The following is a 13,202-nucleotide window of genomic DNA, read 5'->3' as shown; positions in this document are numbered from 1 at the left end:
GAACCGGGGTGGGGTAAGTGACGCACCCCCGGGACCACAGGCCGGCGAACGTCAGCCGGCTCGGCGGTGAACCTTCGAACGCGACCGCTTCTCGACGTACATCCGCTGGTCGGCGGAGCGCAGCACCTCTTCGGCCGTCATGCCGCACGCGGCCCAGCCGATGCCGAAACTCGCCCCGACCCGCACCGCCCGGCCGTCGACGCGAATGGGCGGAATGATGGCGTTACGCAGGCGTACGGCCAGGTCCGCGGCGTCTGCGGCCCCCAGCCCGTCGGCGAGAACGACGAATTCGTCACCCCCGAGCCGGGCGACGGTGTCCCCGTCGCGGACACACGTGGTGAGCCGCCGGGCGACCTCGATGAGAACCGCGTCACCCGTGTGGTGACCGAAACGGTCGTTGATCGACTTGAAGCCGTCCAGGTCGCAGAAGAGGACCGCGAGCCCCTTCGACCCGTCGTCGTTCACCGTGTCCGGTGCGACGGAATGCACATGGTGGTCGTACGGGCCGACGGCCCGCCCGGCGTCGAAACCCCCGGCGGGGAAGCCGTGCGCCCGCGCCTCGTCGACATCCCCGTACGCCGCGTCCAGCGCCTGCACGTCGGTGGACGCCACCGAGTGCGGGCGCTCGCACAGCCGGGCGCTGAGCCGGGCCCGCAACTCCGCGCTGTTGGGCAGGCCGGTCAGGGCGTCGTGCGAGGCGCGGTGCGCGAGATTCAGCTCGTGCCGCTTGCGCTCCTCTATGTCCTCGACGTGCGTGAGGAGGAAGCGCGGACCGTCCGCGGTGTCCGCGACGACGGAGTTGCGCAGCGAGACCCACAGATACGTGCCGTCCCGGCGGCCCAGCCGCAGCTCGGCACGGCCGCCCTCGGCGGAGGTACGCAGCAGGGTGCCGATGTCCTCCGGGTGGACCAGATCGGCGAAGGAGTACCGGCGCAGCACCGAGGCGGGACGGCCCAGGAGCCGGCACAGGGCGTCGTTGGTGCGCAGCAGTCTGCCGTGCTGGTCGCCGCCCATCTCCGCGATGGCCATGCCGCTGGGGGCGTACTCGAAGGCCTGGCGGAAGGACTCCTCGCTGGCCCGCAGCGCCTGCTGTTCGCGCTCCAGGCGGACCAGGGCGCGCTGCATGTTTGCTCGGAGCCTGGCGTTGCTGATCGCAATGGCCGACTGGGAGGCGTACATCTGGAGCGCCTCACGGCCCCAGGCGCCGGGCCGGCGGCCGTTGCGGGGGCGGTCGACGGATATCACACCGAGGAGGTCCTGGCCTCCGCCCGAGGCGTACATCGGGGCGTAGAGCCGGTCCTGCGGGTGCCACTCGTCCTCGAAGCGGGGCTCCGGGCCCTCGGTGTGCCACTGGGGGACATCGTCGTCGAGGAGGATCCAGCCGTCGGTATGGGGTATGAAGCGGAGTTCGTCCCATATCTCACCCATGGCCAGCCGGCGCTCCCAGGAGGCACGGGCGCCGACGCGGCCGGTGATCAGGGCCTCGGCGGCACTGTTGCCCGCGAAGGCGGCGACAACGAGATCACCGTCGGGACGGACGAGGTTGACGCAGGCAAGCTCGTACCCGAGACCGGCGACGATTCCGTCGGCAACGGTCTGCAGTGTGTCGGCCAGGCTCCGCGCCGTGTTGAGATCGGCCACGGCCTGATGCAGCTGCCGCATCGTCGCAAGACGGACGTACGGCTCCGACTCGGCCTCCATCGCTCGCACTCCCCGAGACCTCGACAGCACTCCAGATTTCATATCGGCGCACTAGACGTACTAGACGTACTTACTGCAGTGTCACGGCCACTGAATCACAGTGAGCTGTGCACCCGGTACACAGGGTCAACAAATATTGCGCTCTGTGACTCAAGTCACAACAGATGGTGAAGGGTCTCAAATGCCACCTCTCAGTGGTCAGTCCTCTTCTTGAACGCAAAACGCAGATCCCGCCACCGCGGGCCCAGGACGGACGGGCGGACGAACGGACAGGCGGACGAACGGGCAGGCGGACGAACGGGCAGGTCCTAGGACCTGGCTGGTCCCCTGGCCCGATGCGGGGGCCCACCGTACGCGGCTAGCGTTCCCGGTGTGTTGCAGACGAAGCCTCCCACCCCGCGTACCGAAGCCGTCCCCCATGCTGAGGGGGTGAGCAACGACGAGTTCCGCGGCGCCCTCACCCGGCTGGCAGCCGGAGTGGTCCTGATCACCGCACAGGAGCCCCCGCTCGACGAGCACGGCCGCGGCGAGGACGTGGGAATGACCGCGACCGCCTTCATGTCGGTGTCACTCGACCCGCCACTGGTCATGGTGAGCCTGCGCAACGACTCCCGGATGGACGACCTGCTGGCGGAACAGCCGCTGTGGGCCGTCTCCGTACTGGCGGAGAGCCAGCGGCACATCGCCGGACGGTTCGCCATGAAGGGCCGGATCAGCGACCGGCTGCTCTTCGAGGACATCCCCTATGTACGGGGGGAGGTCACCGGCGCACCCCTGGTCGGGGGCGCGCTCGCGACGCTGGAGTGCCGCACGGAGCAGCGGATCACGGCCGGCGACCACACACTGGTGATCGGCCGGGTGCTCGGGGCGCAGTTGCCGAGCGGGGACGGCAGCCCGCTGACGTACTTCCGCGGGCGTTACCGGCAGCTGGGCTGACGGGGGTACGGAGGCCCGGGCCGGGGGAGCCTTCGGCGGCTGCGGCCGCTGTCGGCCGGGGCCGCGGGGGTCTACCAGTCGCGGCCGGAACGGCCCCGCTTGGTGTCGCCGCGCTGCTTCTTCTCGCGCAGCCGGCGTTCGTTGATCCCTCGCGGGATCTTGCGCTTCACGCGCGGCTTGGGCGGCGGCGCCGTGGCCTCGGCCAGCAGGGCCGTGAGCCGCACGGCGGCCGTCTCGCGGTTGCGCCACTGCGAGCGGTGCTCCGAGGAGCGGACCGACACGACGCCGTTGACCAGCCTGTTCGCCAGCCGTTCCAGCGCGCGGTCCTTCCACACCTCGGGCAGCGACTCGGTCGCCGCGAGGTCGAAGCGAAGCTCCACCTGGGAGTCACTGGTGTTGACGTGTTGCCCGCCGGGCCCGGAGGACCGCGAGAAACGCCACATGAGCTCGGCCTCCGGCAGGGAGACCGCACCGCGGATGACATAGGGCCCGGACATGACACCCATGTTCCCCGTCCCACGGGGGGTTCGTCACCTCCTTTTGGCGCACGCCTTCATCCGTCTGCCGCACCGCGTCATCAGTTCGGTAAAGAAAGTAAAGGCGGAAGGAACCTCCCGGTGCCCTGCCTGCGTTATGGACTGTGACGGTAGCTTCGTGATGGCACGAAGCCCGCACACGACAGATGAAAGGGACTTCCCATGGCAGTAAGCCTGTCCAAGGGCGGCAACGTCTCCCTCACCAAGGAGGCCCCCGGCCTCACCGCCGTCACGGTCGGCCTCGGCTGGGACGTCCGCACCACCACCGGTACCGACTTCGACCTCGACGCCTCCGCGATCGCGGTCAACACCGCGGGGAAGGTCTTCTCCGACGGGCACTTCGTCTTCTTCAACAACAAGGCGACGCCGGACCAGACCATCGTGCACACCGGTGACAACGTCACGGGTGAGGGCGAGGGCGACGACGAGCAGATCAACGTCAACCTGGCGGGCCTGCCGGCCGACATCGACAAGATCGTCTTCCCGGTGTCGATCTACGACGCCGAGACCCGCAGCCAGAACTTCGGCCAGGTGCGGAACGCCTACATCCGCATCCTCAACCAGGCCGGCGGCGCCGAGATCGCGCGCTACGACCTGAGCGAGGACGCCGCCACCGAGACCGCCATGGTCTTCGGCGAGCTGTACCGCAACGGCGCCGAGTGGAAGTTCCGCGCCGTGGGCCAGGGTTACGCCTCGGGCCTGCGCGGCATCGCGCAGGACTTCGGCGTCAACCTCTGACGCTCCGCTTCACCTGCTTCACGGGAGCCCCCGGCCGAACGTCCTGCGGCCGGGGGCTCCCGCATGTCCGCATACCACGGAAGGCGCCCAACGACGGTTCCGCCACGCGGCGTTGTCCAATTGATGGAAGTCCGCCGGATAACGAACACGAACGCATCCCAGTCGGACAAGAACTGGTCAAAGAATTGTGAGGTAATTGTTGGTACACCGTCAAAGCCGGTCATTCGGTGGCACGCTCTCCGCTCGTAACCCCCCACGGAACGAGCAACGGAGAACGCATGACCCCCCACATGAACACCCGTCGCGCCGCAGCCCTGGCCGCCGTGGCCGCGATGGTCGTCGTCGGAGTGCAGACCGGTGCGGCGAACGCCGACCCGAGCACCTCGGGCGACGGTCCCTCCGCTTCTCCCCGCACCGCCTCGCCCGCCTTCAACAGCGCCTCCGCCCGCACGAGTGCCATCAAGTCGGCCCAGACCGAGGCCACTTCGGCCGCCGGCTCGCTGGGGCTCGGCACGCAGGAGAAGCTGATCGTCCGTGACGTGATCAAGGACGCCAACGGCACGGTCCACACCCGCTACGAGCGCACCTACGCCGGACTGCCCGTCCTCGGCGGCGACCTCGTCACCCACACCGCGAGCAGCGGCAAGCTCAAGAGCGTCACCAAGGCGACGAAGGCCCGCATTTCCGTGCCGTCCACGACGGCGAAGATCAAGACGGTGGCGAGCGCCCGCAAGGTGATCTGGGCGCGCGGCTCCACGCCCGTCCTCGCCTTCGAGACCGTGAAGACCGGCGTGCAGAAGGACGGCACCCCGAGCCGGCTGCACATCATCACGGACGCCACCACCGGCAAGCAGCTGCACAGCTACGAGGCCGTCGAGACGGCCGGCGTCGGCAACAGCCAGTACAGCGGCACGGTCGACCTCTCCACCACCGCCTCCGGTTCCGGCTTCGAACTGACCGACGGCGACCGCGGCGGCCACAAGACGTACGACCTCAACCAGGGCGAGAGCGGCACCGGCGACCTCGTCACCGACGACGACGACACCTGGGGCGACGGCACCGGCAACGACCGCCAGACCGCCGCGGTCGACGCCCACTACGGCGCCGCGATGACCTGGGACTTCTACAAGTCGGCCCTCGGCCGCGACGGCATCGCCGGTGACGGCAAGGCCGCCTACTCCCGGGTCCACTACGGCGACGCGTACGTCAACGCGTTCTGGGACGACAGCTGCTTCTGCATGACCTACGGCGACGGCGCCGACAACAAGAGCGCCCTCACCGGCCTCGACGTCGCCGGCCACGAGATGAGCCACGGCCTGACCGCCGCCACCGCCAACCTCGACTACGCCGGAGAGTCCGGCGGCCTCAACGAGGCGACCAGCGACATCTTCGGCACGTCCGTGGAGTTCTTCGCCGACAACGCCACCGACGTCGGCGACTACCTCATCGGCGAGAAGATCGACATCAACGGTGACGGCACCCCGCTGCGCTACATGGACGAGCCCAGCAAGGACGGCGGCTCGGCCGACTACTGGGACAGCAGCGTCGGTGACCAGGACGTGCACTACTCGTCCGGTGTCGCCAACCACTTCTTCTACCTGCTGGCCGAGGGCAGCGGCGCGAAGACCATCAACGGCGTCGACTACGACTCCCCGACCTCCGACGGCTCCACCGTCACCGGCATCGGCCGGGACAAGGCCGTCCAGATCTGGTACAAGGCCCTCTCCGAGTACATGACGTCGACCACCGACTACGCGGCCGCCCGCGTCGCGACCGAGAAGGCGGCGACCGACCTGTACGGGGCGGACAGCGCCGAGCTCGCCTCGGTCAGCGCCGCCTGGACCGGCGTCAACGTGAAGTAGGCGGGCCCGCCACCACCGTGTTGCCCCAGGAGCCGGTCAGCCGTCCGCGGCGGGCCGGCTCCTGCCGTACAGCCAGTCCTTCCACAGCTCCGACAGATCCTCCCCGGTCGCCTTCTCCACGTAGGAGGTGAAGTCCTTCGTCGAGGCGTTGCCGTGCCGGTGGGCCTTCGTCCAGCCGGTGAGCAACGCGAAGAACTTTTCGTCGTCGTCGACCACCTCGCGGATCTTGTGGATCACCATGGCTCCGCGCCCGTACACAGGCTGCGCGGAGATGTCCGCGGCGGTCGGCGGATCGGCGGGCGGGAACGCCCAGTTGTCCTTGTCCTCGTAGGCCTCGTCGAAGGAGTCCTGGGCCGGGGTGTCCTCCTTCTCCTCCTCCCACAGCCACTCCGCGTACGTCGCCAGGCCCTCGTTGAGCCACATGTCACGCCAGGTCTCGGGCGTGACCGAGTCGCCGAACCACTGGTGCGCCATCTCGTGGACGAGCAGCCCGACACTCGGCGGGCCGGGGAAGAACGGCCGGTTCTGCGTCTCCAGCGCGTAGCCGGCGTCCCCCTCGCGCTCGACGATCGCGCCCGTCGCCGAGAACGGGTACGGGCCGAAGTGCTCCGCCTCCCACGCCACCACCTCGGGGACCCGGGCCAGCGTCCGCGCGCTCGCCTTCGCCGACTCCGGGTCCACGGCGGTGAACACCGTGATGCCGCCCGCCATCGTGGACGTCTTCGTGGTGAACCGGCCGACGGCCAGGGTCGCGAGGTAGCTCGCCATCGGTTCGGCGGTGTGCCAGCGGTACGTGGTGCGGTCTCCCGCCGTCGTCGCGGGACCTGCCGGCACCCCGTTGGAGACCGCCGTCAGCCCCTTGGGGACGGTGACCTTCAGGTCGTACGAGGCCTTGTCGCTCGGGTGGTGATTGCCCGGGAACCACGCCATCGAGCCCGTCGGCTCACCGAGGGCGAGCGCGCCGTCGTCGGTCGGCAGCCAGCCCTCCTCGGAGTCGTCCGCGTCAGTGATGGTCCGCGGGGAGCCGGAGTAGTGAACGACGGTACGGAACGTCTCACCCTTGTGGAGCCGGTCCTCGACCTTCGCGTCCGTACGCAGCGTCAGCTCGTCGCCCGCCCGGTTGACGGCGGCCGGACGCCCCTCCACCGTCGCCGAGTCCACGGTCAGACCGGCGAGGTCGAGGTTGAACGAGCTCAGGTCCTGAGTGGCCCGCGCGGTGATCTCGACGGTCCCGCGCAGCGTCTGCCCGTCCGGGTCGACGTCGAGCGTGAGGTCGTAGTGCGTGACGTCGTAGCCGCCGTTGCCGAGCTTCGGGAAGTACGGGTCGCGCACACCGGAGGCACCCGGCCTGCCCTCCACCCCGCCGGTCCCGGCAGTGCAGGCGGGGGCGAGGACGGCGAGGGCGAGCAGCAGTGCGGCGGCCCCTGCCCTGCGGGGTGTGTGTGCCGGAGGTCGCTGATCCACACCGGTGATCCTAAGTGCGGAGTGCCGGGGTACGGGGGCAGACCCGACCGCCCCGTACCTCCCGCCCTTCAGAGCACCGCGATGCCCAGCGGCCGCTCCCCCGCCGCCAGCCGGACCGGGGCCGTCTTCCCGGCCAGGTCCACGACGGTGATGCCGTTCCAGTAGCCGTCCCGGGTGAAGCCGCCGGTGACGTACGCCGTGCGGCCGTCCCGCGACACCGCCACGTCCTCGTGCGGACCGTCCAGCCCGATGACGCGCTCGGTGCCGTCCGGCCTGCGCACGGTCAGCGACGCGTCCTCGTCGTCCGATGCGACCGGGCCGGTGCCGACGACGAGCAGCGTGCCGTCGGGGGCCAGGGTGGCTCCGTGCTGGTGGGTGCCGGCCGTCATCGGCTCGACGACGACCCTGCCGGTGCGCGGATCGAGCACGGCCAGCCGCTCGCCCTCGAACGGCAGCAGCAGCTTCCCGTCCCCGGGGCGGACGACCGCGTAGTGCGGCTTCAGCCAGGAGCCGAGGCCGCCCTCGGTGCCGTACGGGGCCACCTCCATGCGCCGGGTGCGCAGCGTGTCCGTACGGACGGACGTCACGTCGAAGGAGTCGTGGCCGGTGGCGTACACCTCCGCGCCGTCGCGCGAGACGTCCACGTCGAAGGGGCGGCGGCCGACCGGGACGGTGCCGGTGACCTCACGGGAATCCGTGTCGATCACCTCCAGCACCCCGTCGGCTTCGGGCAGGTTGACGCCGACGTAGACGTGCCGGCCGTCGGGGGCGAGGGCGATGCCCATGCCCCCGCCGCGGTACTCGCCCGTGGCGACGGGGCCGGTCTCCGTCTCGTACGGGATGCGGGCCTGCCGGGTGCGGGACTTCGTGTCGACGACGGCGACGCCCTCGGCGGTGGCCACCCAGGCCCGGCCGTCCGCCCCGACCACCAGACCGTAGGGCGCGGTGCCGACCTCGACCCGGTCGAAGGCGCCGCGCTCCGGATCGACGAACGTCACGGTGTCACCGCCGAAGTCGGCGACGAGCAGCGTGCCGTCGGGGGTGGTCCCGGCGGGGGCCTGCGCGGACGGGGTGCCCGCCGGGCTCTTCGTCGCCGCGCTCCCGTCCGGCGTGCCCGTGGCCTCCCCGGCGCAGCCGGCGAGCACCGCCGCGGCGGCCAGCGCCGCGAGCACCGACGCCGCGCGGCGGGCTGTCACCGGGTGTCCGGGGTGCCCGGGGCGTCCCGCGGGTCCGAGGGATCCGGGGCGTCCGAGGCGTCCCGCGCGCTCCGCAGCAGCGCCGCGATCTCCGCGAAGCCGCGGCGCTCCGCGTGCGCGAGAGCCGTCACACCGTCGCCGTCCGGGAGCCCCGGCGTCGCCCCGGCGGCCAGCAGCAGTTCGACGATCTCCTGGTGCGCCCGGCCGCCGTCACCGAGGATCACCGCTTCCAGCAGGGCCGTCCAGCCCAGCCGGTTGACGTGGTCGACGTCGATGTCGGTGAGCCGGAGCAGCTCCCGTACGTAGGCGACGTGTCCCCGCTCGCTCGCCGGGATCAGCGCGATGCCGCCGAACCTGTTGCGGAGCTTCAGGTCCGGGCCGGCGGGCAGCAGGACGTGAAGCATCTCGACGCTGCCCGTGACACCCGTGGCCAGCCAGGGGCTCTCCTCGCGGCTGTCCTGCGCGTCGGGGTCCGCGCCCGCCTCGACGAGCAGCCGCGCGGCCTCCGCATGGCCGCCGTGGACGGCCAGGAGCAGCGGGGTGCGCAGCTTCTCGTCGCGGGCGTCCACCCGGGCGCCGCCCGCGACCGCGGACCGCACGGAATCGGTTTCGCCGGTGCGTGCGGCGTCGAGCAGCTGCTGATCGAGGGCGTTCATGTCCGTCTCCCGTGGGTCGGTGCGACTGCTCGGCTACTTCGCGAGGGCGGCGACGCCGGCCCGGGCGAACTTCTCGTCGAGGTCGCCGCTGGGTGCGCCGGCCACGCCGATGCCCGCGACCGGAGCACCCTTGACCTGCACCGGGGCACCCCCCGCGAGGAACAGGGTGCCAGGGATGTCCTTGAGGTTCGGGGCCTGGGCGAGCCGCCCGGCCAGCTCGGAGGTGGGGGCGTTCCACGACACGGCGGTGTACGCCTTCTTCTCGGCCGACTCGTACGCCTGCGGGCCGGAGCCGTCGCCGCGCAGCGTCAGGATGGTGTTGCCGTTGCGGTCGACGACGGAGACTGCGACGCGCTGGTTCTCCTTCTCCGCTGCGTCGAGTGCGGCCTGCGCGGCCTTCGACGCGGCGTCCACGGTCAGGTGCGTGGACTGCTGGAGGTTCCGGTTCGCGGTGTCGGCCTTGACGGTGGTGGCGGGCGCGGCGGCCGGGGTGGAGGCGTTCGCGGACATGGCGCCGAAGGTGCCGGCCCCGAGGGCGGCGGCGGCGACGGCACCGGTCAGGACACGGGTGCGCAGCGACATCTTCTTCATGGTGAGCTCCTCAGCGGTGGCAGTGCGTGGTTCCTGCGTTCTGTGTTCCATCCTTGGGCCGGTTCCGGGCCCGCACGGTCGTCGTACCGGCTCGACGCCGCGCGCGGGACGGCTGAGGGCCCCATCGGCCGATCGGTTGATGCGAAGGTGACCGTTCGGGGTGACGATGGAATGTCCGCGCAGGTCAGCAGCGGGCCACGGTCGGGAGCAGGGGGGTGGCAGGTGGAGCAGCGAAGCCGGTCCGTACGGGGCGCCGGCCCGGCCGACGCCCCCGGCACCCGCGCTCTGGCCCTGCTCATGCACGCCGCGTTCTTCCTGCTGCTGGGCGCCTCGCTGACCCGGTTCCTGCTGCGGCACCCGGGCGAGGCGCGCACCCCTTGGATCATCGGCCTGTCCGTCGCCCTGGCCGTTCTGTACGTGCTCGGCCCGGTCCTCGGCTCCCGGCCGACGCCGCGGAGCCTCGTCTGGCTCGGGGCGCTGGTCGCCGTGTGGATGGTGCTGGTCGTCCTCGCGCCGAGCTTCGCCTGGTGTGCGGTACCGCTCTTCTACACCGGGCTGCGCATCCTGCCGCCGCGTGCCGCGCTCGCGCTCGTCGCCCTGCTGACGCTGTTCGTCGTCGCCGCACAACTGCGGCTGGCCGACGGCTTCGACCCGAACCTGGTCCTCGCCCCGCCTGCCGTGGCCGCCGTCGCGACCGCCGTCTTCGTCCATATGCAGCGCCAGGCGGAACGCCAGGCCGAACTCATCGACGACCTGCTCCGCACCCGCCGCGAGCTGGCCGCCACCGAACGGCGCGAAGGCACCCTCGCCGAACGCCAACGGCTCTCGATGGAGATCCACGACACCCTGGCCCAGGGCCTGTCCAGCCAGCAGATGCTGCTCCAGGCCGCCGACCGCACCTGGGACGCCGACCCGGCGACGGCCCGCCGCCATGTCCGTACCGCCACCGGTATCGCCGAGCGCAACCTCGCCGAGGCCCGCCGCTTCGTCCACGACCTGGCCCCCGCCGACCTCGCCGAGGGCGGCGGCCTGGAGGCGGCGCTGAACGCCCTCGCCGCCCGCGAGACCGCACAGGCCGAGGGCAGGCTCACCGTCCGCTGCCACGTCGAGGGCACACCGCACTCCGCCCTGCCCGACCGCGTGCAGTCCGCACTGCTGCGGATCGCCCAGGGCGCCCTGGCCAACGTGACCGAGCACGCGGGCGCCACCGAGGCCGCCCTGACCCTCACCCACCTCGACGACCGGACCGTCCTCGACATCGCCGACAACGGCCACGGCTTCACCCCCGCCACCGGCACCGGACCGCCGGGCGGGGTGCGCGGCCACGGACTGCCCGCGATGCGCGCCCGGCTCCGGCAGCTCGGCGGCACCCTGACCATCGAATCCGCACCCGGCGAGGGCACCGTGGTGACCGCCGCCGTGCCCCTCACCGACGCACCCGCCCGCCCCGCCGGCCCCCTCACCCCACAGGACCCCGCATGACCGCCGCGCACCCGACCATCCGGATCCTGCTCTGCGACGACCACGCGGTCGTACGCGCCGGGCTCCTCGCCCTCCTCGGCAGCGAACCCGACATCCAGGTCGTCGGCGAGGCCGGCAGCGGCGAGGAAGCCGTCGCCCTGGCCGCCAGGCTGACCCCCGACGTCGTCCTGATGGACCTCCAGCTGGGCAAGGGCATCGACGGCGTCGAGGCGACCCGCCGCATCGTGGCCGCCACCGACGACGCCCACGTCCTCGTCCTCACCACGTACGACACCGACGCCGACATCACGCGTGCCATCGAGGCGGGCGCCACCGGCTACCTGCTGAAGGCCGAACGCCCCGAGGAGCTCTTCGCCGCGATCCGCTCCGCCGCCGAGGGCCGCACCACCCTGTCCCCGCCCGTCGCCAGCCGCGTCATGGCCCGCATGCGCGCACCGCAGCCCACCCTCACCGACCGCGAACGCGACATCCTGGGCCAGCTCTCCCAGGGCCTCGGCAACCGCGACATCGCTCGTGCCCTCTTCATCAGCGAGGCCACCGTCAAGACCCACCTGGGCCGCATCTACGACAAGCTCGGCGTCGACACCCGCGCCGGCGCCGTCTCCGTGGCCAAGGAGCAACGACTCCTGCCCTGAGAACCCTGTGGCCAAGGAGCAACGACTCCCGCCCTGAGAAACCTGCGTACCTCGGCCCCCACATCCTCCGGGGCGGGACCGGCACGCCGGGCATGACACCATCGAACCGTGCTCGACATCGGCTACTCCCTCTCCCGACGCTTCCCCGATCCCCCGCAGACCGACTACCGCCGAGCGGACGTCCACGCCCTGCGCCACGATCTGTTCTCCGGGGACGTCTACCTCGCGGACACCAAGGAGGACCGCGAAGTATCCACAGCCTGGGGATGGGTGCCGGTACTCGACTTCGCCTGGGCCCTGTGCGACATCGTCGAACAGGTCGACCAGGACCCCCGCGGCAACCGCTCGCACCGCCGCCAGTTCGCCGAACTCGACTTCACCGAGTCCTCCGACCGCATGCTCTTCGAGCGCCGCTTCGGCTGGGTCGACGTCGAGGCCGACTGGATGCCCGCCGAGGAAGCACCGCTCACCTTCAGCCACTCCCTGCTGCGCCGCGAGGCCCGCGACTTCCTGCACGACCTGATCGCCGACCTCGCCGACATGCACGAGGGGCTCGCCGACAACCCCACGATCTGGGACCTCCAGGCCCGCTTCCCCCGCCTCTGACCGGAGCCCGCCCCCCGGGGCGCTCGGGGCGGCCGCGTCACGCCTCCACCCGCACCCCGATCTGCGCCGCGAACGCCGGAGCCAGCTCCATCAGCTGCACCGGGCTGATCACCGCACCGGCCAGCCGCTCCACGCCCCGCGCGATGTCCAGCTCCGCGACCGTCCGCAGATCCACCGACTCCATCCGCGCCGCGCTGAAATCGGCCCGCTTGAGCACACAGTCCCGGAACTCCACCCGGGTCAGCTGCGCATCCCCGAAATCCGGCTCCGACAGCACGCACCCCTCGAACACCACGTCCTTCAGCCGGGCCTTCCGCAGATTCAGGTAGTCGATCTTCCCGCCCCTGATCAGCACCCGCTCCAGCACCGCACCGTGCATCTGCACCCCGCCCAGGCGCGCGTCCACGATCTCCACGTCCCGCAACGACACCCCCGCGAGATCGGTGCCCACGCCCCGTACCCCCGTCAGCACCGAGTCGATGAACCTGGCCCTGACCAGCTCCGTACGGTCCAGGGCGCAGCCGTCGAGAGCGCAGTCCATGAAACGCGCACCAGGACCGGACTCGTCCGCCAGGTCCACGGAGTCGAACCGCACGCTGTCGTAGTCCCCGTCCGGCTCCAGCCCGCCGCCCTCGTACGCCACCAACGGCGGCAACCGCACCTCCGGCCGCCGCGCCTCGGCGACCCCGCCCTTGCCGCCCCTGCCCGTACCGCCACCACTACCGCCGCTGCGCACCATGCCCCCATCGTGACGCACACCACTGACAACGCCCGCCGCCGATGTCACACCCCGGCCCCG

13 protein-coding genes are annotated in these 13,202 nt (G+C 71.4%); 6 read left to right on the top strand and 7 right to left on the bottom strand.

Going from position 1 to position 13,202, the window contains the following annotated elements; genetic code table 11:
* Positions 1–51 precede the first annotated feature (51 nt).
* Entirely contained in the window at positions 52–1,701 is a 1,650-nt protein-coding gene (gene cdgB / locus ACIOEW_RS35875; RefSeq protein ID WP_401969212.1) for a diguanylate cyclase CdgB, read from the bottom strand.
* A gap of 429 nt (positions 1,702–2,130) precedes the next feature.
* Here cdgB and ACIOEW_RS35870 point away from each other — a divergent pair, with 429 nt between their 5' ends.
* On the top strand, positions 2,131–2,637 hold the full coding sequence (locus tag ACIOEW_RS35870) for a flavin reductase family protein (RefSeq protein ID WP_362556000.1): 507 nt from the start codon (positions 2,131–2,133) through the stop codon (positions 2,635–2,637).
* 71 nt (positions 2,638–2,708) lie between these two features.
* Here the strand turns inward: ACIOEW_RS35870 and arfB are convergent, their stop codons facing one another.
* On the bottom strand, positions 2,709–3,143 hold the full coding sequence (arfB, locus tag ACIOEW_RS35865; protein WP_362556002.1) for an alternative ribosome rescue aminoacyl-tRNA hydrolase ArfB: 435 nt from the start codon (positions 3,141–3,143) through the stop codon (positions 2,709–2,711).
* Between the two features lie 192 nt (positions 3,144–3,335).
* On the opposite strand from arfB, the gene ACIOEW_RS35860 reads away from it, so the two are divergent.
* Entirely contained in the window at positions 3,336–3,911 is a 576-nt protein-coding gene (locus ACIOEW_RS35860; RefSeq protein WP_148019381.1) for a TerD family protein, read from the top strand.
* A 278-nt stretch (positions 3,912–4,189) separates the two neighbouring features.
* Positions 4,190–5,773: a M4 family metallopeptidase gene (locus tag ACIOEW_RS35855; RefSeq protein WP_362556004.1), complete on the top strand. Its 1,584-nt coding sequence runs from the start codon at positions 4,190–4,192 to the stop codon at positions 5,771–5,773.
* Positions 5,774–5,809: 36 nt separating this feature from the next.
* Here ACIOEW_RS35855 and ACIOEW_RS35850 read toward each other — a convergent pair whose 3' ends face one another.
* From ACIOEW_RS35850 to ACIOEW_RS35835, 4 genes are all read right to left on the bottom strand, one after another.
* A complete protein-coding gene (locus ACIOEW_RS35850; RefSeq protein ID WP_401969209.1) occupies positions 5,810–7,237 on the bottom strand; it encodes a M1 family metallopeptidase in 1,428 nt (475 codons plus the stop codon).
* Between the two features lie 68 nt (positions 7,238–7,305).
* On the bottom strand, positions 7,306–8,433 hold the full coding sequence (locus ACIOEW_RS35845) for a YncE family protein (RefSeq protein ID WP_401969207.1): 1,128 nt from the start codon (positions 8,431–8,433) through the stop codon (positions 7,306–7,308).
* On the bottom strand, positions 8,430–9,089 hold the full coding sequence (locus ACIOEW_RS35840; protein WP_401969204.1) for an ankyrin repeat domain-containing protein: 660 nt from the start codon (positions 9,087–9,089) through the stop codon (positions 8,430–8,432). The genes ACIOEW_RS35845 and ACIOEW_RS35840 overlap by 4 nt, the downstream gene beginning before the upstream one ends.
* Positions 9,090–9,122: 33 nt before the next feature.
* On the bottom strand, positions 9,123–9,680 hold the full coding sequence (locus ACIOEW_RS35835; protein WP_362556012.1) for a heme-binding protein: 558 nt from the start codon (positions 9,678–9,680) through the stop codon (positions 9,123–9,125).
* A 171-nt stretch (positions 9,681–9,851) separates the two neighbouring features.
* On the opposite strand from ACIOEW_RS35835, the gene ACIOEW_RS35830 reads away from it, so the two are divergent.
* The 3 genes from ACIOEW_RS35830 to ACIOEW_RS35820 all read left to right on the top strand — a co-directional run bounded on the left by ACIOEW_RS35830 (position 9,852) and on the right by ACIOEW_RS35820 (position 12,403).
* Positions 9,852–11,162: a sensor histidine kinase gene (locus ACIOEW_RS35830; protein ID WP_401969202.1), complete on the top strand. Its 1,311-nt coding sequence runs from the start codon at positions 9,852–9,854 to the stop codon at positions 11,160–11,162.
* The gene (locus ACIOEW_RS35825; protein WP_401969201.1) at positions 11,159–11,797 is read left to right on the top strand and encodes a response regulator; all 639 of its coding nucleotides are present in this window, start codon (positions 11,159–11,161) and stop codon (positions 11,795–11,797) included. The genes ACIOEW_RS35830 and ACIOEW_RS35825 overlap by 4 nt, the downstream gene beginning before the upstream one ends.
* Positions 11,798–11,905: 108 nt before the next feature.
* Positions 11,906–12,403 (top strand): hypothetical protein, encoded by a 498-nt coding sequence (locus ACIOEW_RS35820; RefSeq protein ID WP_350994493.1) that lies wholly within the window; start codon positions 11,906–11,908, stop codon positions 12,401–12,403.
* Positions 12,404–12,440: 37 nt separating this feature from the next.
* Here the strand turns inward: ACIOEW_RS35820 and ACIOEW_RS35815 are convergent, their stop codons facing one another.
* Positions 12,441–13,142, bottom strand: a complete 702-nt coding sequence (locus ACIOEW_RS35815; RefSeq protein WP_362556018.1) for a pentapeptide repeat-containing protein — start codon at positions 13,140–13,142, stop codon at positions 12,441–12,443.
* Positions 13,143–13,202: the final 60 nt, after the last annotated feature.

Origin of the sequence: Streptomyces sp. NPDC087901 (assembly GCF_044742205.1) — a bacterium.
Classification (GTDB): domain Bacteria; phylum Actinomycetota; class Actinomycetes; order Streptomycetales; family Streptomycetaceae; genus Streptomyces.
The sequence above is the reverse complement of the archived record's forward strand: the minus strand, read 5'-3'. Positions and strand labels throughout refer to the sequence as shown.

What these genes read in the sequence shown, in the direction of transcription:
- cdgB (WP_401969212.1), bottom strand. Translation starts at nt 1,701, where the DNA reads ATGGAGGCCGAGTCGGAGCCGTACGTCCGTCTTGCGACGATGCGGCAG.
- arfB (WP_362556002.1), bottom strand. Translation starts at nt 3,143, where the DNA reads ATGGGTGTCATGTCCGGGCCCTATGTCATCCGCGGTGCGGTCTCCCTG.
- ACIOEW_RS35860 (WP_148019381.1), top strand. Translation starts at nt 3,336, where the DNA reads ATGGCAGTAAGCCTGTCCAAGGGCGGCAACGTCTCCCTCACCAAGGAG.
- ACIOEW_RS35855 (WP_362556004.1), top strand. Translation starts at nt 4,190, where the DNA reads ATGACCCCCCACATGAACACCCGTCGCGCCGCAGCCCTGGCCGCCGTG.
- ACIOEW_RS35840 (WP_401969204.1), bottom strand. Translation starts at nt 9,089, where the DNA reads ATGAACGCCCTCGATCAGCAGCTGCTCGACGCCGCACGCACCGGCGAA.
- ACIOEW_RS35835 (WP_362556012.1), bottom strand. Translation starts at nt 9,680, where the DNA reads ATGAAGAAGATGTCGCTGCGCACCCGTGTCCTGACCGGTGCCGTCGCC.
- ACIOEW_RS35830 (WP_401969202.1), top strand. Translation starts at nt 9,852, where the DNA reads ATGTCCGCGCAGGTCAGCAGCGGGCCACGGTCGGGAGCAGGGGGGTGG.
- ACIOEW_RS35825 (WP_401969201.1), top strand. Translation starts at nt 11,159, where the DNA reads ATGACCGCCGCGCACCCGACCATCCGGATCCTGCTCTGCGACGACCAC.
- ACIOEW_RS35815 (WP_362556018.1), bottom strand. Translation starts at nt 13,142, where the DNA reads ATGGTGCGCAGCGGCGGTAGTGGTGGCGGTACGGGCAGGGGCGGCAAG.